This is a genomic window from Serratia sp. CY33802 (assembly GCF_052169095.1).
Lineage (GTDB): Bacteria > Pseudomonadota > Gammaproteobacteria > Enterobacterales > Enterobacteriaceae > Serratia > Serratia bockelmannii.
Map to the genome: position 1 here is coordinate 45,301 of NZ_JBJNLL010000009.1, position 23,310 is coordinate 68,610.

23 protein-coding genes are annotated in these 23,310 nt (G+C 61.2%); 7 read left to right on the top strand and 16 right to left on the bottom strand.

The window, feature by feature from the left end:
- The first annotated feature begins 24 nt into the window (after positions 1-24).
- The gene (locus ACJ8HA_RS21105; RefSeq protein ID WP_025304618.1) at positions 25-591 is read left to right on the top strand and encodes a DinB family protein; all 567 of its coding nucleotides are present in this window, start codon (positions 25-27) and stop codon (positions 589-591) included.
- A 77-nt stretch (positions 592-668) separates the two neighbouring features.
- Here the strand turns inward: ACJ8HA_RS21105 and gorA are convergent, their stop codons facing one another.
- A complete protein-coding gene (gorA, locus tag ACJ8HA_RS21110; RefSeq protein ID WP_025304617.1) occupies positions 669-2,021 on the bottom strand; it encodes a glutathione-disulfide reductase in 1,353 nt (450 codons plus the stop codon).
- A gap of 130 nt (positions 2,022-2,151) precedes the next feature.
- Positions 2,152-2,994 carry a 23S rRNA (adenine(2030)-N(6))-methyltransferase RlmJ gene (locus ACJ8HA_RS21115; RefSeq protein ID WP_004931012.1) on the bottom strand — a complete coding sequence of 281 codons (843 nt, stop codon included), beginning with the start codon at positions 2,992-2,994 and terminating at the stop codon, positions 2,152-2,154.
- 135 nt (positions 2,995-3,129) lie between these two features.
- Between ACJ8HA_RS21115 and ACJ8HA_RS21120 the strand changes: the two genes are divergently transcribed.
- The 4 genes from ACJ8HA_RS21120 (at position 3,130) to rsmJ (ending at position 6,928) form a co-directional block, all read left to right on the top strand.
- Complete coding sequence (locus ACJ8HA_RS21120) at positions 3,130-3,534, top strand: ASCH domain-containing protein (RefSeq protein WP_049209147.1); 405 nt, start codon at positions 3,130-3,132, stop codon at positions 3,532-3,534.
- 16 nt (positions 3,535-3,550) lie between these two features.
- Complete coding sequence (locus ACJ8HA_RS21125; RefSeq protein WP_025304615.1) at positions 3,551-4,012, top strand: HIT family protein; 462 nt, start codon at positions 3,551-3,553, stop codon at positions 4,010-4,012.
- Between the two features lie 118 nt (positions 4,013-4,130).
- Positions 4,131-6,173, top strand: coding sequence for an oligopeptidase A (gene prlC / locus ACJ8HA_RS21130; protein ID WP_025304614.1), 2,043 nt, complete (start codon positions 4,131-4,133; stop codon positions 6,171-6,173).
- A gap of 8 nt (positions 6,174-6,181) precedes the next feature.
- The gene (gene rsmJ, locus ACJ8HA_RS21135; protein ID WP_173889072.1) at positions 6,182-6,928 is read left to right on the top strand and encodes a 16S rRNA (guanine(1516)-N(2))-methyltransferase RsmJ; all 747 of its coding nucleotides are present in this window, start codon (positions 6,182-6,184) and stop codon (positions 6,926-6,928) included.
- Positions 6,929-6,956: 28 nt separating this feature from the next.
- On the opposite strand, the gene ACJ8HA_RS21140 is transcribed toward rsmJ, so the two are convergent.
- The 10 genes from ACJ8HA_RS21140 to ACJ8HA_RS21185 form a co-directional block, all read right to left on the bottom strand.
- Positions 6,957-7,556 carry an SIS domain-containing protein gene (locus ACJ8HA_RS21140; RefSeq protein ID WP_442515498.1) on the bottom strand — a complete coding sequence of 200 codons (600 nt, stop codon included), beginning with the start codon at positions 7,554-7,556 and terminating at the stop codon, positions 6,957-6,959.
- A complete protein-coding gene (locus ACJ8HA_RS21145; RefSeq protein ID WP_038873847.1) occupies positions 7,556-9,193 on the bottom strand; it encodes an FGGY-family carbohydrate kinase in 1,638 nt (545 codons plus the stop codon). The genes ACJ8HA_RS21140 and ACJ8HA_RS21145 overlap by 1 nt, the downstream gene beginning before the upstream one ends.
- Positions 9,194-9,203: 10 nt before the next feature.
- Positions 9,204-10,157: an ABC transporter permease gene (locus tag ACJ8HA_RS21150; protein WP_025304610.1), complete on the bottom strand. Its 954-nt coding sequence runs from the start codon at positions 10,155-10,157 to the stop codon at positions 9,204-9,206.
- A 1-nt stretch (position 10,158) separates the two neighbouring features.
- The gene (locus tag ACJ8HA_RS21155; RefSeq protein WP_015379367.1) at positions 10,159-11,148 is read right to left on the bottom strand and encodes an ABC transporter permease; all 990 of its coding nucleotides are present in this window, start codon (positions 11,146-11,148) and stop codon (positions 10,159-10,161) included.
- Positions 11,141-12,640, bottom strand: a complete 1,500-nt coding sequence (locus ACJ8HA_RS21160) for a sugar ABC transporter ATP-binding protein (RefSeq protein ID WP_442515499.1) — start codon at positions 12,638-12,640, stop codon at positions 11,141-11,143. Before ACJ8HA_RS21160 ends, ACJ8HA_RS21155 begins: the two co-directional genes overlap by 8 nt.
- 105 nt (positions 12,641-12,745) lie before the next feature.
- Complete coding sequence (locus tag ACJ8HA_RS21165) at positions 12,746-13,732, bottom strand: autoinducer 2 ABC transporter substrate-binding protein (protein ID WP_025304608.1); 987 nt, start codon at positions 13,730-13,732, stop codon at positions 12,746-12,748.
- 329 nt (positions 13,733-14,061) lie between these two features.
- Positions 14,062-15,405: an NADP-specific glutamate dehydrogenase gene (gene gdhA, locus ACJ8HA_RS21170; protein ID WP_021505207.1), complete on the bottom strand. Its 1,344-nt coding sequence runs from the start codon at positions 15,403-15,405 to the stop codon at positions 14,062-14,064.
- 199 nt (positions 15,406-15,604) lie between these two features.
- Positions 15,605-16,042 (bottom strand): universal stress protein UspA, encoded by a 438-nt coding sequence (gene uspA / locus ACJ8HA_RS21175; protein ID WP_004930988.1) that lies wholly within the window; start codon positions 16,040-16,042, stop codon positions 15,605-15,607.
- 267 nt (positions 16,043-16,309) lie between these two features.
- The gene (locus ACJ8HA_RS21180) at positions 16,310-17,218 is read right to left on the bottom strand and encodes a LysR family transcriptional regulator (RefSeq protein ID WP_025304607.1); all 909 of its coding nucleotides are present in this window, start codon (positions 17,216-17,218) and stop codon (positions 16,310-16,312) included.
- Between the two features lie 103 nt (positions 17,219-17,321).
- Entirely contained in the window at positions 17,322-18,095 is a 774-nt protein-coding gene (locus tag ACJ8HA_RS21185; protein WP_025304606.1) for an SDR family oxidoreductase, read from the bottom strand.
- A gap of 433 nt (positions 18,096-18,528) precedes the next feature.
- Here ACJ8HA_RS21185 and uspB point away from each other — a divergent pair, with 433 nt between their 5' ends.
- Positions 18,529-18,864 carry a universal stress protein UspB gene (gene uspB, locus ACJ8HA_RS21190; RefSeq protein WP_016930435.1) on the top strand — a complete coding sequence of 112 codons (336 nt, stop codon included), beginning with the start codon at positions 18,529-18,531 and terminating at the stop codon, positions 18,862-18,864.
- A gap of 73 nt (positions 18,865-18,937) precedes the next feature.
- Here the strand turns inward: uspB and pitA are convergent, their stop codons facing one another.
- Positions 18,938-20,440, bottom strand: a complete 1,503-nt coding sequence (pitA, locus tag ACJ8HA_RS21195; protein ID WP_025304605.1) for an inorganic phosphate transporter PitA — start codon at positions 20,438-20,440, stop codon at positions 18,938-18,940.
- A gap of 300 nt (positions 20,441-20,740) precedes the next feature.
- Here pitA and ACJ8HA_RS21200 point away from each other — a divergent pair, with 300 nt between their 5' ends.
- The gene (locus tag ACJ8HA_RS21200; RefSeq protein WP_164064071.1) at positions 20,741-21,940 is read left to right on the top strand and encodes an NAD(P)/FAD-dependent oxidoreductase; all 1,200 of its coding nucleotides are present in this window, start codon (positions 20,741-20,743) and stop codon (positions 21,938-21,940) included.
- A 17-nt stretch (positions 21,941-21,957) separates the two neighbouring features.
- On the opposite strand, the gene ACJ8HA_RS21205 is transcribed toward ACJ8HA_RS21200, so the two are convergent.
- The 3 genes from ACJ8HA_RS21205 to ACJ8HA_RS21215 all read right to left on the bottom strand — a co-directional run bounded on the left by ACJ8HA_RS21205 (position 21,958) and on the right by ACJ8HA_RS21215 (position 23,301).
- Complete coding sequence (locus ACJ8HA_RS21205; RefSeq protein ID WP_440481210.1) at positions 21,958-22,185, bottom strand: hypothetical protein; 228 nt, start codon at positions 22,183-22,185, stop codon at positions 21,958-21,960.
- Between the two features lie 137 nt (positions 22,186-22,322).
- Positions 22,323-22,739, bottom strand: coding sequence for a VOC family protein (locus ACJ8HA_RS21210; RefSeq protein WP_049205612.1), 417 nt, complete (start codon positions 22,737-22,739; stop codon positions 22,323-22,325).
- Positions 22,740-22,884: 145 nt separating this feature from the next.
- Positions 22,885-23,301, bottom strand: a complete 417-nt coding sequence (locus ACJ8HA_RS21215; protein WP_197769831.1) for an SRPBCC family protein — start codon at positions 23,299-23,301, stop codon at positions 22,885-22,887.
- Positions 23,302-23,310 lie beyond the last annotated feature (9 nt).

Consider the following 23,310-nt stretch of genomic DNA (forward strand, 5'->3'; position numbering starts at 1 on the left):
ATCCGATGATAAGGAGTGAACAGTATGTCTGCGATGCCACCAAACGATACCCCTGTCGAAGCTGATATTACGCAGCCGACGACGGTCACCGAAACGTTGAAAATGCTGGTACGTTACAAAGCGTGGGCGAATGCGCTGACCTTTGACACCGTGATGTCCTTGCCGGCCGGTGAAGCCTTACGGCAGCGGCCGACCCGTTTTGGCAATATGGTGCATACCTTAAATCATGTGTACGTGGTGGACGATATCTTCAGGCACCATCTGCAAGGTCGAAAACATGGCTACCTCGCGCGCAACACCGAGCAAACGCCTGCGCTTGACGACTTGCGGTGTGCGGTGGAGGAAATGGACCGCTGGTATATCGAACAGGTGGACAACTGGTCACCCGAGGCGCTGGCGCAGGTGGTACATTTCGAGTTCGTCGGCGGGGGGGAAGGCCGGATGACGCGCCAGGAAATCGTGCTGCATGTCGTCAACCACGCTACCTATCATCGCGGTTTTGTCGGCGATATGCTCTATCAAGTACCCTTCGCCTCGCCGGCGAACGATTTGCCGGTGTTTCTTCGCGATCATTACCGCCAGGCGCGGTGAGGCGAGCGAGAGAAATAAAAAAGCCAGACGCTTTCGCGCCTGGCCTGTTACGCGCCGAAACCCGGCGAGGTTGCGCCTCAGCGCATGGTGACGAACTCTTCCGCCGCGGTCGGGTGGATCGCCACGGTGTTGTCGAAGTCCTTCTTGGTGGCGCCCATCTTCACTGCCACCGCGAAGCCCTGCAGGATTTCATCCATGCCGAAGCCGATGCCGTGCAGGCCGACGATCTTCTCTTCTTTACCCGCGCACACCAGCTTCATGCGGCACGGCTGGCGGTGCTGCGTCACGGCGCTGTACATGGCGGTGAAGGAGGATTTGTACACCTTCACGTTGTCCGCGCCGAATTTCTCGATGGCTTCCGGCTCGGTCAGGCCGACGGTGCCGATCGGCGGGTGGCTGAATACCACGGTGGCGATGTTGCTGTAATCCAGGTGCTCGTCCGGCTTGTTGTTGAACAGGCGCTCGGACAGGCGGCGGCCGGCGGCCACGGCGACCGGGGTCAGCTCTACCGCGCCGGTGTTGTCGCCCACCGCGTAGATGCCTTTGACGTTGGTGTTCTGGAACTTATCGACGTCAATGTAGCCTTGCTCGTTGGTTTTCACCCCGGTGACGCCGAGGTTCAGGTTGTCGGTCGCCGGTTCGCGGCCGATGGCCCAAATCAGGCAGTCGACGGTGAATGCTTTGCCGTTTTCCAGCTGCAGCGTCAGGCTGCCGTCGGCGTTCTTGACGATCGCTTTCGGCACCGATTCGGTGTGCAGGCTCGGCCCCTCGGTGTTCATTACTTCCACCAGGGTTTCGACGATCATCGGATCGAAGCTGCGCAGCGGCGCGTGCTTGCGCACGAACAGGTGCGTTTCCGCGCCGAGCGCGTTCAGCACGCCGGCGATCTCCACGGCGATATAGCCGGCGCCGACTACGGCGACGCGTTTCGGCATGGCGTCCAGCTCAAAGAAGCCGTCGGAGTCGATGCCGTATTCCGCACCCGGAATAGCCGGATGGCTCGGGCGGCCGCCGGTGGCGATCAGGATGTGGTCGGCGGTGATGGTCTCGCCGTTCACCTCCACGGTGTGCGCATCCACGAAGCGCGCGAAGCCTTTGATCACGTCGACCTTGTTCTTGCCCAGCACGTTATCGTAGGAGTTGTGAATGCGGTCGATATAGGCGGTGCGGTTGGCGACCAGCTTCTTCCAGTCGAAGGCGTTGACGGTGGTGTCGAAGCCGTAGTCCGGGCCGTACTGATGGATGGCCTCGGCGATCTGCGCCGCGTGCCACATGACTTTTTTCGGTACACAACCCACGTTTACACAGGTGCCGCCCAGCTCTTTGGCTTCAATCAGCGCACACTTTTGGCCATACATGGCTGCCCGGTTGATCGATGCGATACCGCCGCTGCCGCCGCCAATTGCTAGATAATCGTAATGTTTCGTCATCTGGGATTTCCATGAGTTGTGAATTTGAAGAGGGTAAGAGTTTAACGCCTGACCGGGGTTTGTCGCAAAGATTGCGTCGATGGCTGCGATAGGTGGACGCAGGGCGCGGCAAACCGCGCCCTGATGGGGATTATTCCGGTACCACCCAGTTCACCAGATGGTGACCGATGCCCGACGGCACCAGCACCTTGTGCAGCCACGGCAGCACGTTTTTCATCTGCTGTTCCAGCTTCCACGGCGGGTTGATGACGATCATGCCGGAGGCGGTCATACCGCGCTGATCGCTGTCGGGTTTCACCGCCAGCTCGATCTGCAGGATGCGGCGAATGCCGGTGGCTTCCAGATCGCGCAGCATACGTTTGATCTGCTGGCGCATCACCACCGGGTACCACAGCGCATAGGTGCCGGTGGCGAAACGCTTGTAGCCTTCCTGAATGCCTTTGACCACGTCCTGGTAATCGGTCTTCATTTCATACGGCGGGTCCATCAGGATCAGGCCGCGGCGCGACAGGGGCGGCAGCTGGGATTTCAGCTGCTGATAGCCGTCGGCGCGCTGCACTTTGGCGCGTTCGTCTTTCTGGAACTCGCTGCGCAGCAGCGGGTAGTCGCTCGGGTGCAGCTCGGTCAGGTGGATTTTGTCCTGCGGGCGCAGCAGCTGGCGGGCGATCAGCGGCGAACCGGGATAGTAGCGCAGCGTGCCGGAACGGTTGAAGTTGTGCACCACGCTCATGTAGGCCGCCAGCTCTTCCGGCAGATCGTCGCGTTGCCACAGCAAGCCGATGCCTTCCAGGTATTCGCCGGTGCGCTCGGCGTGTTCGCCGCTGAGCTGATAACGGCCCGCGCCCGAGTGGGTATCCAGGTACAGGAACGGCTTCTCTTTTTCCTTCAGCGACTCGATGATCAGGCTCTGAACGGTGTGTTTGAGCACGTCGGCGTGGTTGCCGGCGTGGAAACTGTGGCGATAACTTAACATGACGGGTGGCGGTTCCTTGTGCTCCGCAGACGGAGCATTCAATGCAATAAGGCTTATAATCTGCACAGTATAAACTGTCTGGCCGGGAAAAACCGGACTCCGTTGCCGCAGACGTTAACAGAAAGGGACAGGACGATGAGCAAACAGGCGATTTTGGCGAATTACCCCGACGCGGCGCGCTGGGCGTTCGGCGACGGCCCGGCGTTAGCCGACGAACTGCTGGGATTGGTGCTGAGCGGGGATAAAACCGCCACCTGCAGTTCCTATGCGAGCTATCGTCGGGAACAAACCCCGCGGATCGGCGATTACAGCATCGTTCTCGATGGCCGCGGCGAACCGGCCTGCGTGATCAGAACCCTGGCGCTGCGCCTGGTGCGCTACGACCAGGTGACCGCCGAGATGGCGGCCAAAGAGGGCGAAGGCGACAAAAGCCTGGCGTTTTGGCGCCAGGGGCATCAGGCATTCTTTACCCGCGAGGGGAGCTTTGCGCCGGACATGTGGCTGGTGTTCGAAGAGTTCGAATGGGTTGAAACGCTGTGAATCACAAGGAGAAAGGATGAGCTGCATTTTTTGCGACATCGTGGCGGGCAAGGCGCCGTGCCATAAAATCTGGGAAGACGACGACCATCTGGCGTTCCTGTCCATCTTTCCCAACACCGACGGCTTCAGCGTGGTGATCCCCAAGGCGCACCACCCGAGCTACGCCTTTGACCTGCCGGACGAGGTGCTGAGCGCGTTGATGCTGGCGACCAAGCGGGTGGCAAAGCAGCTGGATCGCGCGTTCGACGACGTCGGCCGCTGCGGCATGGTGTTCGAGGGCTACGGCGTTGACCATGTGCACGCCAAACTGATCCCGCTGCACGGCACCGCGTCGCTGGAACAGTGGCGGCCGATCGAATCGACCTCGCCGAAGTTTTTCGCACGTTACGAAGGCTATATCTCCTCCCACGACGCGGCGCGCGCCGACGACGAACAGCTGGCGGCGCTGGCCGCCCGCATTCGCCAATGCGCCGTTTAAGGCACGAACGATCAACGCCGGGCATTGATTTTCCTGTTGCCTGGCTCCATGTTAGAGATTCATACGCATTTTAAGGCTCGCCCCCGTGGCGGGCCCCAACGCTAACCAGGACTGCCCTATGACAAATCCGTTGCTGACCCCGTTTTCCCTGCCGCCGTTCTCGGCGATCCGCCCTGAAGATATCGTGCCTGCGGTGCAATCCGCGCTGGCGGACTGCCGCGCAGCGGTAGAGCGCGTGGTCGCGCAGCCGGGGCCGTTCACCTGGGACAATCTGTGTCAGCCGTTGGCGGAGTCGGACGATCGCCTGTCGCGCATCTGGTCGCCGATCGGGCACCTGAACTCGGTGAAAAACAGCCCGGAGCTGCGTGCCGCCTATGAGCAGGCGCTGCCCTTGCTGTCCGAGTACGGCACCTGGGTTGGCCAGCACGAAGGGCTGTACCAGGCCTACCGCAGCCTCAAAGAGGGCGCGGCGTTCGAGACGCTGAGCGTGCCGCAGCGCAAGGCGGTGGACAACGCGCTGCGCGACTTCGAGCTGTCGGGCATCGGCCTGTCGGCGGACAAACAGCAGCGCTACGGCGAGATCGTCGCACGCCTGTCCGAGCTGGGCTCCACCTACAGCAACAACGTGCTCGACGCCACCATGGGCTGGAGCAAACTGATTACCGACGAAGCCGAGCTGAGCGGCCTGCCGGAGAGCGCCCTGGCGCAGGCACAGGCGATGGCGCAGGCCAAAGAGCAGGACGGCTGGCTGCTGACGCTGGACATGCCGAGCTACCTGCCGGTGCTGACCTACGCCGACAACCGCGCGCTGCGTGAAGAGATGTACCGCGCCTTCGCCACCCGCGCCTCCGATCAGGGGCCGAACGCCGGCAAATGGGACAACAGCGAAGTGATGGCGGAAACGCTGGCGCTGCGACATGAGCTGGCTCAGCTGCTGGGCTTTGACACCTACGCCGACAAGTCGCTGGCGACCAAGATGGCGGAAAGCCCGGAGCAGGTGATCGGCTTCCTGAGCGATCTGGCCAAGCGCGCCCGCCCGCAGGCCGAGCAGGAGCTGGCACAGCTGCGCGCCTTCGCCAAACAGCACTATGGCGTGGACGAGCTCGACGCCTGGGACATCACCTACTACGGCGAAAAACAGAAGCAGCACCTGTTCTCCATCAGCGACGAGCAGCTGCGCCCGTACTTCCCGGAACAGCGTGTGGTGGAAGGGCTGTTCGAAGTGGTGAAACGCATCTACGGCATCACCGCCAAAGAGCGTAAAGACGTGGAAACCTGGCATCCGGACGTGCGCTTCTTCGATCTGTTCGACGCCGACGGCGAGCTGCGCGGCAGCTTCTACCTCGATCTGTACGCCCGCGAGAACAAACGCGGCGGCGCCTGGATGGACGACTGCGTCGGCAGCCTGCGCAAGGCCGACGGCACGCTGCAAAAACCGGTCGCTTACCTGACCTGCAACTTCAACCGTCCGCTGGGCGACCAGCCGGCGCTGTTCACCCATAACGAAGTGACTACGCTGTTCCACGAGTTCGGCCACGGTCTGCATCACATGCTGACGCAGATCGATACCGCCGGCGTCTCCGGCATCAACGGGGTGCCGTGGGATGCGGTCGAGCTGCCGAGCCAGTTTATGGAAAACTGGTGCTGGGAGCCGGAAGCGCTGGCGTTTATCTCGGGCCACTACCAGAGCGGCGAGCCGCTGCCGAAGGCCATGCTCGACAAGCTGCTGGCGGCCAAGAATTACCAGGCGGCGCTGTTCATCCTGCGCCAGCTCGAGTTCGGCCTGTTCGATTTCCGCATGCACTTCGAATACAGCCCGGAAAAAGGCGCGCAGATCCTGCCGACGCTGGCGGAAGTGAAGAAAATGGTGGCGGTGGTGCCTTCGCCGAGCTGGGGCCGCTTCCCGCACGCCTTCAGCCACATCTTCGCCGGCGGCTACGCGGCGGGTTACTACAGCTATCTGTGGGCGGAAGTGCTGTCGGCCGACGCCTACTCGCGCTTCGAAGAAGAGGGGATTTTCAACGCCGAAACCGGCAAATCCTTCCTCGACAACATCCTGTCGCGCGGCGGGTCGGAAGAGCCGATGACGCTGTTCAAACGCTTCCGTGGCCGCGAGCCGCAGCTGGATGCTATGCTGCGCCATTACGGCATTAAAGGATAACCCGACACGTGAGCGTGTGTTTATTGTGTGAAGCAGGCGCCGATCCCGGCGCCTTGTCTGTTTTGGCGCAGCGCTGGCGGCTGGTGTCCGACGACGATGCGCCGATGGCGCTGGTACTGACGCCGGAACGGCTGGAGCTGCGTAAGCGCGACGAGCCGAAGCTCGGCGGGATCTATGTCGACTTCGTCACCGGCACCATGGCGCACCGGCGCCGTTTCGGCGGCGGCCGCGGCGAGGCGGTGGCCAAGGCGGTCGGCATCAAGGGCAGCTACCTGCCGGACGTGGTGGACGCTACCGCGGGGCTGGGGCGCGACGCCTTCGTGCTGGCGGCGCTGGGCTGCCGGGTGCGGATGCTGGAGCGCAATCCGGTGGTGGCGGCGTTGCTGGACGACGGCCTGCAGCGCGGCTATCAGGATGCGGAAATCGGCCCGTGGCTGCGCGAGCGCCTGACGCTGTTGCACGCCTCCAGCCTGACGGCGCTGGTGGATCTCAGCCCGCGCCCCGAGGTGGTGTATCTCGATCCGATGTTCCCGCACAAGCAAAAAAGCGCGCTGGTGAAGAAAGAGATGCGGGTGTTTCAATCGCTGGTGGGCAGCGACGATGACGCCGACGGCCTGCTGGAGCCGGCGCGCCGCCTGGCGACCAAGCGCGTGGTGGTGAAACGCCCGGACTACGCGCCGCCGCTGGCCGACGTGCCGGCGCACGCCGCCACGCTGACCAAAAGCCACCGTTTCGATATCTACATGCCGCTGTAATGTCAGCCGGGCCCGCTGTGTCGGGCCCTCAGTTTTCCTCCCGCAAACTTTTCCCCACGCCGCCGCCCGGATGCACCGCCAGCAGGGTCTCCTTGTCGTAACCGCTGCGCGCCATCAGGCAGGCGCAGGCGGCGTCGAAGATCGCCAGCACCAGCACAATTGAGGTGGTGGCCAGCATGTTCAGCGGATCTATCTCCTTCTGCACCCCGGTGGCGATCGTTAGCTGCGCCGCCTGCGCGATGGCGGAGTGCGGGTTTTCCGTCACCGCGATCAGCGCCACCCCCTTGGCCTGCAGCGTCGGCAGCAGGCGGGTCAGCTCGTCGGAATTGCCGCCGCGCGAGATCAGGATCAGCAGATCGTCGGCGCGCAGAAAGCCCAGATCGCCGTGCGCCGCGCCGGTGGCGTCGAGGTAGATCGCCGGCCGTTCCACGCAGGCCAGCATGTGGGCTATCTTGCGCGCCGCAATCCCCGAGGTGCCGACGCCGGTGACGGCGATTTTACCGCGGCAGTCGGTCAGCAGCGCCAGCAGCCGTTGCCAGGTGCGCGCGTCGAGGCGCTCGCCCAGCTGCGCCAGCTCCTGGCTGTAGGTTTGCCAACCCTGCACGGCCTGCCGCCATTCCTGCTGCATCACGCCTCCTCCTGCATCAGCCGGCGGTATTTCATGTGGTCGTTGTACAGCTCATGGAACACCCGGTATTTGCGGTCGTAGTAGCTTTTTATCTGGTTGGTCTGCGGCGTCACCGTCTTGCCGATGCGGCTCATGGCGCTCATCGCCTCCGGCAAGGTGTCGAACACGCCCGCCGCCACGGTGCCCATCATCGCACCGCCGAGCAGCATCGCTTCGCTTTCCTCCGGCAGCAGCATGGCGCAGCCGGTGGCGTTGGCGTGCTCCTGCACGAAGATCGGGTTCTTGGTGCCGCCGCCGCTGGCCATGATGGTGTCGATGCTGTAGCCGCTGTGGTTCATGGTTTCGATGATGTGGCGGGTGCCGAGCGCGATGGCCTGAATGGTGGCCAGGTAGTGCAGCGCCATATCCTCCGGCGTGCGCGACAGCTTCAGCCCGGTCAGGATGCCGGTCAGCGTCGGGTTGGCGCGCGGCGAGCGGTTGCCGTGGAAGTACGGCAGCATGTGAATGTCCTGCGTCAGGAAGGCGATATTCTCCGGCTCGCCGGCCATGCGGCGCAGAATGGCGTTCAGCACCTCATAGATGGTCTGCCCCTGGGTTTTCGCCTGCGCCAGCAGCTCCGGGTAGCACGGGTGCGACTGGATGACGTGGTCGATCAGCGCGCCGGTGGCAGACTGGCCGCCCTCGTTCAGCCAGTATTCCGGCAGGATCGCCGAGTAATACGGCCCCCAGACGCCGCCGATAAAGCGCGCGGTGCGCGACATCGCCATATGACCGGTGGAGGTGCCGCCGATCAGCGCGACGCGGCGGTTGAAGTCGGCCACCTCACCGGAGACGCCGGTGGCGCCCAGCGTGCCGAGGGTGCCGGCGTGGGCATCGATTATCGATACGCTCACCGCCGTGCCGGCGATCAGCCCCATCTCGCTGGCGGCGCGCTGAGTCAGGCCGTGGCCCAGCGGCTCGCCCATCATTTTAACGTCGCTGCCGATCTTGGCCGCGTCGTGTTCCAGCACGTCTTCCAGCCCGATCTGCTGGAAGTAGCTCTTGTCCCAACGCTGCTCGTGGCCGAGATAGGTCCACTTGCACACCGTCGAGCACAGCGAACGGGTGGCGTCCTGGGTGGCGCGCCAGGTGAGGAAGTCCGGCAGATCGAACAGGTAGCCGGCGTTGGCCCAGGTGGTGGGCATGTGCTGTTTCAGCCACAGCAGTTTCGGCGTCTGCATCTCCGGCGAGATAATGCCGCCGACGAAGTCCAGCACCCGGTGTTTGGTGGCGTTGATGCGCTCGGCCTGGGCGATCGCCCGGTGATCCATCCACACGATGATGTTCTGTTCGGTGCGGCCGGAGGGGCTGACGGTCAGCGGCTTGCCCTCTTTATCCAGCACCACCAGCGAACAGGTGGCGTCGAAGCCCAACCCCTTGACCTGGATCGGGTTGATGTCGGCCTGGTTGACCGCGTCGCGCACCGCATTGCACACCGCCTGCCAGATGTTATCCGACGACTGCTCGACGAAATCCGCCTTCGGCCGGTACAGATCGATGGCCCGGCTGGCCTGGCCGACCATGCGGCCGTTGAGATCGAATACGCCTGCGCGCGCGCTTCCGGTGCCCACATCTACGCCAATAAAATAGCTTGCCATTATTTTCTCCTCAGGCTTTTCGATTCTGTAACGCGATAAACAGGATCAGCACGCCGCCCCACAGGGCCATGGTCAGGTAGCTGCTGACCCCCAGCAGATTGAGGCCGCTTTCCAACATTTGCAGCACGATCAGCGCCAGCACCAGCCCCAGAATACGGCCGAAACCGCCGTCCGGGTTAATGCCGCCCAGCACCGAGGCCAGAATGGTCACCAGCAGATAAGATTCGCCGTAGCCGGCCTTGGCCGAGTTGAACTTGGCCATCATCAGCAGGGCGGCGCCCCAGCCGAGCAGCGCCGACAGGATATACACCGCGATCTGCACCCGCGCGGTGTTCACGCCGCTGAAGCGGGTGGCCTGCTCGTTGGAGCCGATCAAGTACAGGCTGCGGCCCAGCGTGGTGTGCTCCAGCAGCAGCCACAGCCCGACCGCTACCAGCAGGAACAGGATCAGCGCCACCGGCACGCCGAGCACGGCGCCATTGCCAAGAAATTGAATCGCCGCCGGGAAGCCGGAGATCACCGCGCCGTTGGACAGCAGGATATTCAGGCCGGTGATCAGGGTCATGGTGCCGAGCGAGGCGAGGATCGGCGAAACGCCGATCCAGGCCACCAGTACTCCGTTCAGTGCGCCGATCGCCACCGCCACCAGCAGGCCGGCCAGCAGCGCCAGCACCAGGAACAGCGGCTGGTCGGGATGGCTGACGATGATCGCCGCCATCACCAGCGAACAGGCGTTGGCGCCGGCGATGATCGACAGATTGATGCCGCCGGTCAGCATGGTGATGCCCATGCCGAGCGCCAGCAGGCCGAGGATCGGCAGCTGCGAGGCGATCGACTGGAAGTTGCCAAGGCTGAAGAAGCGCGATCCGAGCAGACCGGCGAACAGCAGCGCCACCGCGATGATGATCGCGCCCTGCAGACGAATGATCCGATCGCTTGGGATCAACCGAGTTAACTGCGTCATGTCAGATCTCCTTGAGCAGCTTGCGTTTTTCGTTCCAGGCGGTGGTGCTGATGCTGATCAAAATGATCGCGCCGCTGAACACCTGGTGCCAATAGGCCGAGACGCTGAGCAGCGTCAGCCCGTTTTGCAGGAAGGCCAGCAGCACCACGCCGAGCAGGGTGCCGGTCAACGATCCGCGGCCACCGCTCATGCTGGTGCCGCCCAGCACCACCGCCGCCAATACCGTCAGCTCGAAGCCGAGCAGCGAGTTGGGCGCCACCGACTGGGTGATCTGCGCCTGCACTACCGCCGCGACGCCGGCCAGAATGCCCATATAGCCGTAGACGCAGAAGTGCAGCCGCAGCAGGTTCAACCCCAGGCGCGACGCCGCGTCGCGGTTGCCGCCCATGGCGTAGATCTGGCGCCCCAGCCGGGTGCGGTTCATCAGCACGCCGGTGACGACGATGGTCGCCAGCAGGCACAGCAGCGGCAGCGTCAGGCCGTAGTCGTAACCGTCGGCGCCCTGGAACGAGAACCAGTTGATGCCGTTCATGAACCAGTCCGGGAAGCCGTACAGCCAGGTGCCGTTGGTGGCATACACCAGCAGGCCGTAGAACAGGTTAAGGGTAGCGATGGTGATGATGATCGCCGGCACCTTCAGCCAGTACACCAGGAAACCGTTCACCAGCCCGAGCAGTAGGCCGACGCCGATCGCCAGGGCGAACGCCAGCGGGAAGCTGCCGCCGTGCTGGATCACCCAACTGGCCATCACATACTGGGCGATGGCGGTGACCGCCGGGAACGAAATGTCGATGCCGCCGGCGATCAGCACCACGAACAGCCCGCAGGCCAGAATGCCGAGAATGGCGTAGCTGGTGGCGACGTCGGTCAGGTTGCCGAGCGTCAGAAACTCATCGGTGCCGGCGCTTAGGCCGATCGCCAGCAGCAGCACCAACAGGCCGAGATAAAACTCGTGCCGCCCGGCCAGGCGGGCCAATAATGACTTATCCATTCACCACCTCGGCGATCTGTTGTTCGGTACTCTGGTGCGGCGCGAATTCGGCGATCAGTTCGCCCTTGCGCATCACCATCACCCGATGGCTGTTGTAATAGGCTTCCGGGATCTCGTCGCAGATCATCAGCACCGCCATGCCCAGCTGCGCCAGATCGCGGGCGATCTGGTAGATCCCCTCTTTGTTGGCGATGTCCACGCCGACGGTAGGCGAGTCGAGGATCAGGATCTTCGGCTGGGTCGCCACCCATTTGGCGATGGCGATACGTTGGGCGTTGCCGCCGGACAGGGTTTTCACCGGCAATGCGCTGTCGGACACCTTGATGTTCAAATCGCGGATCAGCCGGTTGACCAGCTCGGTCGCCTTGGCGTGATCCAGCAGCCCGAGCGAGGTATGCAGCCGATCGAAGACGGTGACGATGGTGTTGTCGTAGATCGATTGCTCCATGATCAACCCCTGCGTCAGGCGATCTTCCGACACATAGCCGATGCCGTGGCGCACCGCTTCGCGGTTGTTGTGCAGCTGCACCGTGTGGCCCTCGATGCGGATCTCGCCGCTGTCTGGCCGCGTCATGCCGAACAGGCTGAGGCACAGTTCGGTGCGGCCGGCGCCGAGCAGGCCGACGATCGAGACGATCTCGCCGCCGCGCAGCGCCAGATTGACGTTGCGGTATTTTTCGCCGCGGCTGAGGTTGCGCACCTCGAGCAGCGGCGCTTGTTCAGCCGGGGGCAGCGGGGGCAGCGGGCTGTAATGGAAGCGTTGGCCGGTCATCAGGAACGCCAGTTCATGGCTGTCCAGTTCGCTGGCCGGCCAGGTGCCCACCAGCTTGCCGTCGCGCATTACGCTGATGCGATCGGCGACTTCCATCACTTCATCCAATCTGTGGCTGACGAACACCACGCAGATGCCGGCCGCCTTCAGTTCGTTAACCACCCGCAGCAGGCCGTCGACTTCCTGGCGGGTCAGCGAGGCGGTCGGTTCGTCCATGATAACCAACCGCGCTTCGGCGGCGATGGCGCGGCAAATCGCCACCAGCTGCCGATCGGCGATCGACAATTTTTCCACCTTTTTATCGGGATCGATGTGTACGCCGACCCGTGCCATGGCGTCCAGCGCCGTCTGGCGCATCACCCGCTTGCGCACCCAGAAGTGGCCGCCGGGCAGGTAACGGTGGATAGCGATGTTTTCCGCCACCGTCAGGTTAGGGAACAGCGACAGGTCCTGGTAGATCACCTGTATGCCGTAATAACCGGACAGCTGCGGCGTCAGGGCGTGGAAGAGTTTGCCTTCCAGCGAAATGTTGGCGCCTTTTTCCGGCTGATAGACGCCGGAGATGATTTTAATAATGGTGCTTTTGCCGCAGCCGTTTTGCCCGGCCAGGCAGTGCACTTCGCCTTTATTCAGCGTCAGGTTGATCTGGTCTAATGCCAGCACGCCTGGGAATCGCTTGCTGATATTCTCCAGGGTGATAAATGCGGGGGAGGCTGTCATAACGTTAACCTGTGCTTGCGTAGCGGCCGAAGCCCTGGGCGCAGCAACGCTGCGCCCCTACGAGGGTTTAACTTCTTTCCCGGTGTGGCGAAATTACGCGAAAAATCAGAATCCGAGCGATTTGGCGTTGTCTTTGGTCACTTCCAAAATCTTATTAAACCGAATCACTTTGTGTTCCATATCGACGTCGGCCTTACCGAGGCCCTCGATCGACAGGTCCTTATTCACTTCCTTGCCCTGCAACAGCTGGTCGGCCACCGTCACCAGCGCATAACCGGCGTCTTTCGGATCCCACAGCAGCGCTTTCTTGATGTCGCCGCGCATCAGGTAAGGGGCGGCCTGCGCCGGCATGGCGATGCCCACCACCGCGATTTTGTCCTTGGCGCGTTTCTTGGCCACCGCCTGGCCGGCGCCGATCGGGCCGAGCGAACCGAAGCCGATGATGCCCTTCATCTGCGGATAGGTTTTCATCAGATCCAGCGTGGTGGCGTAGGATTTGTCGATGCTTTCCGCCACCGGCAAGCGCGAGGTGACTTCAAACATGTCCGGGTATTTTTCTTTCTGGTATTTGATGGCGAAGTCGGCCCAGGCGTTGTGCAGCGGCACGGTCAGCGAACCGACGTAGATCGCATAGCCGCCTTTGCCGCCCATGTCTTTCGCCAGCTCATCGACGTTGGCCTGCGCGTATTTCTCGCTGTCGATGGTCTCGATGTCCCACTGGCCGATCTGCTGGTCCGGGGATTCATGGGTCAGCACCACGATGCCTTTGTCGCGCGCTTTTTTCAGCACCGGTTCCAGCACCTTGGCGTCGTTCGGCACCACGATGATGGCGTTGACGTTCTTGGCGATCAGATCCTCAATCACCTTGACCTGCGCGGCCGGATCCGGCGTAGAAGGGCCGGTCTGGTAGGCGTTGACGTCGAGTTTTTTCGCCGCTTCGTTGACGCCCACTTCCATGCGGTTGAACCACGGGATGCCGGTCACTTTGGCGACTACGGCAATCTCATACTTATCAGCGGCGAACACAGGTGTTGTCGATAACATGCACGCAGAAACCACACATGCATTTAATAATGCGAGGTTAAATTTCATTAGCTGTACCTTTTTTTATCTGTAGGGGTGGCGGTTTTTCCACCGCTGAAGATTACAAAGGAATGGAAGAGGGGGCGTAGCTGAAGTTAATGAAATGTGATCTGCACACATTTAAGTAAAATATTGGCGTATTTGATGTTAAATAAATGTTTAATTATCTGGTGGTGGTAAATTTACTACCAATTAAATGGCATTAATTAACTATTTATTAACTTTTATTTAACTAAATTGCATCATTCTGATGGCGTGAAGGCATAAAAAAATGCCGGCGCAGAGGCCGGCATTGAAGCATTTAATCGATGTGTGAACAAGATCACCTTTACGACGGATTACAGCACGCCTTGGGCCAGCATCGCCTCCGCGACCTTGACGAAACCGGCGATATTCGCGCCGTGTACATAGTGGGTTTGCTTGCCCTCGCCGCCGTATTCCACGCAGGCATGGTGAATATCCGCCATGATATGTTGTAAACGTACATCCACTTTTTCCGCCCGCCAGCCGATGCGCGCGGCGTTTTGCGCCATCTCCAGCCCCGAGGTGGCCACGCCGCCGGCGTTGGCCGCCTTGCCGGGTGCGAACAGCACCCCGGCGTCGAGGAAGGCGTCGGTGGCCTGGATGGTGGTCGGCATGTTGGCGCCTTCCGCCACCGCCTTCACCCCGTTGCGGATCAGCGTCTGCGCCGCCTCGAGATCCAGTTCGTTCTGGGTGGCGCACGGCAGGGCGATATCCACCGGCACGTTCCACGGCTGCTGGCCCGCCAGATAGGTCAGGCCGCGTTCGCGGGCGTAGTCCGCCACCCGGCCGTAACGCTGGTTTTTGATCTCCGCCAGGTGTGCCAGCTTCTCGGTAGTGAAGCCGTCTTCGTCCACCAGGGTGCCACCGGAATCCGACACGGTGATCACGCGCGCGTCCAGCTCCAGCGCTTTTTCGATGGTGTACTGCGCCACGTTGCCGGAGCCGGACACCGCCACCCGCATGCCCTCAAAGCCCAGGCCGTGGCGCTGCAGCATGGCGTCGGTAAAGTACACCAGGCCGTAGCCGGTCGCCTCGGGGCGGATCAGGCTGCCGCCGAAGGAGAGCCCTTTGCCGGTAAATACGCAGGCGGTGTTGTTGGACAGTTTCTTCATCATGCCGGCCATAAAGCCGACTTCACGGCCGCCGACGCCGATGTCGCCGGCCGGCACGTCGGTGTCCGGCCCCAGATGGCGGTACAGCTCGGTCATCAGCGCCTGGCAGAAACGCATGATCTCGCCCTGGCTTTTGCCCTTCGGATCGAAATCGGAGCCGCCTTTGCCGCCGCCCATCGGCAGGGTAGTCAGCGCATTCTTGAAGGTCTGCTCAAAGCCGAGGAACTTCAGGATCGACAGGTTTACCGATGGGTGGAAACGCATGCCGCCCTTGTAGGGGCCGATGGCCGAGTTGAACTGCACGCGGAAGGCGCGATTGACCTGCACCTGGCCGCGATCGTCCACCCAGCTGACGCGGAATTGAATGATGCGCTCGGGCTCTACCAGGCGTTCCAGCAGCGCCTGTTCGCGATAGCGCGGGTTGCGCTCGATAAACGGCCACAGCGAGGTGAACACTTCGCGCACCGCCTGCAGATATTCCGGCTGGTGGGGGTTATGGCGTTGTAACGAGGACAGGAAAGACTCTACCGATACGGCATATTCCATGGATAACTCCTTTTCGCATTAAGTTTCCCCCGCTATTTCTTATAGATTTGGGTGTCGATGATGCCCGGGGGAGGATGTTGTGTCTTTAGCGACTATATCATCGGAGGGCGGTTGATTATCAAGCGATTAATCGGCGTGGCGGCATGAAAAACGCCCGCAGGGCGCGGGCGTTGGGTAGTTAAGTTAGCAAGCGCTTACTTTATTCGTCTTCTTCGTCGCGCAGCGGCACGATCAGCATATCGATGTGCACGGTATTGATCAGCTGGCGAGCGGAAGACATCAGCTTGCTCCAGAAGTCCTGATGGTGGCCGCACAGTACCAGGTCCATGTCGTATTTCTTGATGGCATCGACCAATACCTGCGCCAGATCGCCGCTGCCGCTCAGGGTCTCGGTGATCGGGTAGCCGGCGTTCTGCGACAGCTCGGTCAGCGCCTGATGGGTTTCCTCAGAGATGCGTTTTTGCATGTCGCCGAGATTGACGTCGATCAGGCCAGTATAGAGGTCGGAATAGTTGACATCGACGTGGATCAGAGAAACTTTAGCGTTGTACGGCCGCGCCATCGAGACGGCTTTTTCTACCAGGATCTTGCTTTCCGGGGATAGGTCCACCGCGATCAGTATGTGTTTGTAAGCCATAAGAATACTCCTTCCATAAACATGCCGATTAAAAAGGGTTAGCAGGCGTTCCGTTTACCCGCCTGGCGCTTTTGGTTCCATAGTATCATTCGGATAACGCAATGATATGTTGGGGCGATCACACTGCGCCGCATCGAAAATCTCTCCGCCCGATACTTTTCGTTGTACACCCGCGCGGCGTAAAAGCCTATGGGTTATGCGGGCTTTAACGGTCTGACCGCTTGAATTATAAGCGTTATTAAACAAAGTATAGCGCTAAATGTGCAATCAGCGCTCCAGATGCGGCTGCAGCAGGCTTTCAAACCACTCATGAAACACCGCCAGGCGGCGCGATCGCTGGCGGCGATGGGGATAGATCAGGGCGATCGGCATGGAGGCGGCGCGGTAACCGGGCAGGACTTCCACCAGTTCACCGGCGTCGAGCAGGTGTTGCACGTCGTAGCGCGGGATTTGCATCAGCCCCAGCCCGGCGCGGCAGCAGGCGATATAGCTTTCGGCGTTGTTGACCACCACCCGGCTGGGCAGTTCGAGGCGTTGCGTATGGCCGTCGTCGGTCAGGTATTCCCAGGGGGATTCGCGGCCGGTTTTGGGCGAGGCGTAACCGATGCTCCAGTGCCCCTCAGCGAGGTCGGCGGGCTGGCGCGGATGGCCGAATTCGCTCAGGTAGGCAGGGCTGGCGCAGTTGATCAGCGCGATATGGCCGAGTGGGCGCATCACCAGGCTGCTGTCGTGCAGATCGCCGACGCGCACCGCGCAGTCGACCCCTTCCTGCACCAGATCGATGGCGCGATCGGCGGAGCCGAGCACCAGTTGCAGATGAGGGTGGCGCCGCAACAGGCTAGGCAGCGCCGGGGCGATCAACCGGCGAGCGATGCGGCTCGGCACGTCGACGCTGAGCCGCCCGGAGGCCTGCCGCTGGCTGGCCTGAAACGACTGATCGATGTCTTCCACCTCGGCCAGCAGCGGGCGCAGCCGCTCGAGCAGCTGTTCGCCGTCGGCGGTCAGCCGCACTTGCCGCGTGGTGCGGTGCAGCAGGCGCACGCCCAGCTGCGTTTCCAGTTGTTGCACGGCGGCGGACACCGAGGCGCGCGGCACCTCCAGCGCGTGGGCCGCCCGGATAAAGCTGCCCATTTCCGCCACCTGCACGAATACGCGGTATTGATTGAATCTGTCCATCTCGTGACCTGCTGTTCCTTGGCGCCGTTTCTGACAGAGAGTGTAGCCGTATGACGGGGTTGCGCGCGAGCAGGTGCGGGGGCATCTCCGCCCCCCGTCGAACTTATTTGGTGGTGTAGCCGCCGTTGATCAGGATGGTTTGGCCGGTTACCCACCAGCCGTCGCTGACCAGATGGCGGATGAACGGCACCACGTCTTCGATATCGGTCAGGCCGGTTTTGCTGAACGGCGACAGCGCCGCCGCCGTCTTGTGGTAGGCCACGGCGTCCGCACCCTCAGCCGGGTAGAAGAACGGGGTGTCCATCGGGCCGGGGCCGACCGCCGTCACGGAGATGCCACGCTCGCCGAACTCCTTGGCGGCGGCGCGGGTGAAGTGCTCCACCGGCGCTTTGGTGCCGGCGTAAGCGGCGTAAAACGGCGTGAAGGCGCCGAGCAGCGAGGTGACCAGCGTGCAGATTTTACCGTTGTCGTTAAGGTGCTTGCCCGCCTCTTTCAGGAAGAAGAACGCGGTTTTGGCGTTGACCGCGGTCATCTCGTCGTACTCGGCTTCGCTGATGTCGACCATCGGCTTTTTCAGCACCTTGCCGACGGTATTGATGGCGATATCCGGCTTGCCGACGGCGGCGACCGCATCGGCGAACAGCTTCTCGACCGCGCCCGCGGTGGTCAGATCGGCCTGCAGCGCGACGCCTTGCGCACCGGCGGCCTGAATGGCGGCGACGGTTTTCTCCGCTTCGGCTTTGGAGGCGGCGCTGTTGTAGTGGATCACCACCGCTTTGGCGCCTTGCTCAGCCAAATCGCGCGCGATCAGCCCGCCGAGGTTCTTGGCGCCGCCGGCGATGAGGACGGTTTTTCCCTTGATTGAATGGTTTGCCATAACAGTTTCCTTGGATGAACGTAACGGAAACCTGAGTCTAGCCAGCGTGGGGGGAAAGATCAGCGGCGTGGCGCGGGATAGACTATCCATAAAAACCGCCTAATCGAAAACGGGCGGTTATCGCTTATAACGTCCCGGCAGGTGACTTTTCGGCACAGGGCGGTAAATTTTATCCACTGCTCAGGCCAGTTTGCGTTTCATTAACCTACAATGATGGATATGGGCCTCATCATTTCCCCTCTGAGTGGAACCACGCCGTGCAAATCTCTCTGTGCGGTGCGGTAACGTCTCCGGAGGCGGTGGGTTATGGGCATGGTCCGTGCAGGCAAAAAAGGGGATGAGAGCGGTAAGCTCCAGCAGAGTATCGGGTAATGAGGTAGGGCGGTTGGACCCGGCGGAAGGCCGCGGATAACAACGCCTTGAGGGGGTAATCATGATCAGTACCGTCGCGCTGTTTTGGGCCTTATGTGTGGTGTGTGTGGTAAACATGGTGCGGTATTACTCTTCTCTGCGCGCGTTGCTGGTGGTATTGCGCGGCTGTGACCCGTTGCTGTACCAGTACGTCGACGGCGGCGGTTTTTTCACCGCCCACGGGCAACCCAGCAAGCAGCTGAGGCTGGTGCGCTATATCTTCGCGCAGCGCTATGTCGAGCATCACGATCCGGAGTTTATCCGCCGCTGCGAGCGGGTGCGCGGGCAGTTTATGCTGACCTCGGCCCTGTGCGGCCTGGTGGTCATCAGCCTGATAGCGCTGATGATCTGGTATTAATGCCTTCCTGTTTCCCTTGATGCAGGCAAAAAAAAGGCGGCCCTGGGGCCGCCTTCCTCATGATGCTTATCGCTTAGATCAGCTTCAACGCAACCCAATACAGCGCACCGGAAAGCAGGATCGAGATTGGCAGGGTCAGTACCCAGGCCAACAGGATGTTCTTCACGGTTTTGCTCTGCACGCCGCCGCCGTCCACGATCATCGTCCCGGCAACCGCCGAAGAGAGGACGTGGGTGGTGGAGACCGGCATGCCGGTATAACTCGCCACGCCGATAGACAGCGCCGCGGTCATCTGGGCCGATACGCCCTGGGCGTAAGTCATGCCTTTCTTGCCGATCTTCTCGCCGATGGTGGTGGCCACGCGTTTCCAACCCACCATGGTACCGAGCGACAGCGCCAGCGCGACGGCGACGATGATCCACATCGGCGCGTACTCGACGGTCTGCAGCAGATCCTGACGCAGGTTCTTCAGGAAACGCTGGTCGGCGGATGAGGTTTCCGGCAGCTTGGCGACTTTATCCGCCGTGTCGGTCACGCACATCAGCAGGCGGCGCAGGTGGCTGCGCTGGTCAACCGTCAGCTGATCGTAGCTTTGCAGGTTGGTCAGCATGCCCTGAGCCAGCTCGATCGCCGGCATGGCGCGCGAACTGTCGCAGTGGAACTCGGCAGGCTTGCCAGGCGCGGCTTCGTCATCCGGGCTTGGCACCAGCGGCGTCAGCGACACCGCATGCGACAGCGCGTCGCCGTGCTGCTGGTAATATTGCTGCAGGTGGGTCACGGCATCACGCGTACGGGTGATGTCATAACCGGTTGCATTCATATTGACCACGAAGCCGGCCGGCGCAACGCCGATCAGCACCAGCATGATAAGGCCGATACCTTTCTGGCCGTCGTTGGCGCCGTGCGAGAAGCTGACGCCAATCGCCGACAGGATCAGCGCGATACGGGTCCAGAACGGCGGCTTGCGTTTGCCGTCGACCTTTTCACGTTCCGCAGGGGTCATGTGGATACGCTGGCGTTTCTTGGTGCCACTCCAATAGCGGCGCAAGGCGAACACCATCACTCCCGCTACCATCATGCCGACCAGCGGCGAGAACAGCAGAGAAAGGAAAATGCCAATCATTTTCGGGACGTTAAGCGCATCCACGACCGAGGTGTGGGTCATCAGGGCGTTGGTTAAACCGACACCGATGATTGCGCCTATCAGCGTATGGGAACTGGAGGCCGGCAAACCGAAATACCAGGTGCCGAGGTTCCAGATGATTGCCGCCAGCAGCATGGAGAAGACCATGGCTAATCCGTGTGCTGAACTGACGTTCAACAACAGATCGGTAGGCAGCAAGTGGACGATGGCGTAAGCAACACTCAAACCGCCGAGCATTACGCCAAGAAAGTTGAACAAACCTGCCATCACGACCGCAAGTTGCGAGCGCATGGCGCGGGTATAAATAACTGTAGCGACCGCATTGGCCGTATCATGAAAACCGTTGATGGCTTCATAAAACAACACGAACAACAATGCGAGAATTAACATCAGGCCGGTATGGAAATCCAGGCCAGCGAACAAATGCAGCATAAGCGTTACGCCAGTTTGTGGACATGAACGCCGCGCATTATCAGTGACAACCGGGGCCGGGGAAAAGGAAAATATGACGTTTTTTTGATTTGGACATGACGAAACGATGACGCGCCTATAACAAAAATATGGAATATCAACGCGTTAATCTGCTCTGACCTCTGTAATATTTTCTTACTATGGCGTTGGCGCCGCCGGGGCTTTACAATCTGCCGCCGTGAATTTGGCGGTGACCGGCGGCGAAACGGCGTAATATGGCGCTCTTTTGTCGCGATTGTGGTTTTGATAAGTGAGGCTCAGGTGGAACAGTTTGATGTCGTAGTGATTGGGGCGGGCGCCGCCGGCATGTTTTGCGCCGCGCAGGCGGGGCAACTCGGTTGCCGCGTATTGCTGCTCGACAACGGCAAAAAACCGGGCCGCAAGATCCTGATGTCCGGCGGTGGGCGCTGCAACTTCACCAACATGTACGCCGAACCGGCGGCCTATCTGTCGAACAACCCGCACTTCTGCAAGTCGGCGCTGGCGCGCTACACCCAGTGGGACTTCATCGATCTGATCAACCGTTACGGCATCGCCTACCATGAAAAAACGCTGGGGCAGCTGTTCTGCGACGATTCGGCGCAGCAGGTGGTGGATCTGCTGGTCAAAGAGTGCGAGCTGGGCCAGGTGACGATGCGCCTGCGCAGCGAGGTGCTGGGCGTAGATAAAACCGAGAATGGCTACGCGCTGGCGCTGAATGGTGAAAAAGTGAGCGCTCGCTCACTTGTGGTGGCCAGCGGCGGATTATCCATGCCGGGGTTGGGCGCGTCGCCGTTCGGTTACAAGCTGGCGGAGCAGTTCGGCCTTAAGGTGCTGCCGACGCGCGCCGGGCTGGTGCCGTTTACCCTGCATAAACCGCTGCTGGAGCATGTGCAGACGCTGTCCGGCGTGTCGGTGCCGGCGGTGATCACCGCCGAGAACGGCGTCAGCTTCCGTGAAAGCATCCTGTTCACCCATCGCGGCCTGTCCGGCCCGGCGGTATTGCAGCTGTCCAGCTACTGGCAACCGGGTGAGTATGTGAGCATTAACTTACTTCCTGAGCTGGATCTGGCGGGCTTCCTGGATGAACAGCGCCTGCAGCACCCGAACCAAAGCCTGAAAAACACCCTGGCGCTGCACTTGCCGAAGCGGCTGGTGGAATGCTTGCAGACCCTGGGACAACTGCCGGAGGCGACGCTGAAGCAGCTGAATGCGCCGCAGCAGGCGGCGCTGGTGGATCTGTTGCAGAACTGGCGCGTGCAGCCGAACGGCACCGAAGGCTACCGCACGGCGGAAGTGACGCTCGGCGGTGTCGACACCAACGAACTTTCCTCCAAGACGATGGAAGCCCACAAGGCGCCGGGGCTCTACTTTATCGGCGAAGTGGTGGACGTGACCGGGTGGTTGGGCGGTTACAACTTCCAGTGGGCCTGGAGCTCGGCCTGGGCCTGCGCCCAGGCACTGGCAGCGCAGGGGCGTTAACGTTCAGCAGTGACGGGTTAGGCCGATTTTTTTGGCATAAAACGCAGACACAACCCCGCGACAGCTGCATAAAGCATTAGCAGGCAGGTTGTCGAAAGCGCTTGCGGATCGTCGAGACCCCATTCATTAGACTTGTGAACCATTTCCCACGCCATGTCCGGTGTCAGCAGCAGCCGAGAGGGAATGATGTTCGGCAAGACAGCGAATACCAGGACAAAAATCACCGAGGCGATCGGTTTTCTCATATGGGGCAGCGCCTCTCGTAGCCAATGACATCGATAGAACCATAAGCTAGCAGCTTATTGTTGGTGCGTGGAACACCTACCCGTGGCGTTCAAACAGATGGGGCCGATAAGGCTCCATTATCTATGGCCCGTTAATCTCATCCCGCCGGCCCTTTCAATTCCACGCGATTACCGTCCGGATCGCTGAAATAAATGGACGGCCCGTCGCCTTCCGCCCCATAGCGCGATTCGGCGGGATCAACGCCGATCCCCTGCGATCGCAGATAGGTCAACAACGCCTCTTCGTTGAACGGATCGATGCGCAGGCAGACGTGATCGACATTTTGCCTATGAGGATCGGGCGCTTCGCCGCCTTTTTTCCCCAGCACGCCATTGATGTCCACCAGGTCGATCATGGAGGCACCGGCGCGCAGGTGCACCAGCCCCAAATCCGGTCGCTGTTTGGCGATATCACAGCCGACGATCTGGGTATAAAAACGCAGGCTGTTCTGCATATCGCGCACGCGCAGAACCACATGATCCAGCCGTTGCAAGTTGAAGGGGCGCACGGTCATCTCCTCAAATGAACATCTCCTTTACAGCATAAGCGGCGATGACGGATTTATCCTGCTGCGCGGCGTGCCCGCTTGTGCACCCAAACCCCAAAAAAAAACGGCCGATGGGTGCAGCCATCGACCGTGGGGCTTAAGTGTTCAAGCGTTAACGAGGGAAGTTGCCGCTCAGCGCATCCAGGCCGCCCTGGTAGATGCCGCTGAACAGGGCGATGGCCTCGTCGTCGCTGATGTTGACCGGCGTGAAGCTGCCCGACCATTCCACGCGCGCCACGTTGGCGTCGTCGGTGGCGTGCACTGACAGGGTGGACAGGTAATTCACCACCGGGAACGGCGCTTGCATGATGGAGTAGCTGTAGCTGCGTTGACGGTTGTCGAACGCTTCCAGCCGCTCGATGACGATACCGCCGTCGGCGGTGGTTAAGGTACGCACGCGGCCGCCTTCAGAAACGACGCTTTTTGGGATGAACGGCAGCCAGTCAGGCAAGGCGTCGAAGCCGCCGATCAGTTGCCATACGGTGTCGGCAGATGCCGGGATGTCCATAGAGACGGATGTAGTAGCCATTTTCTTTCT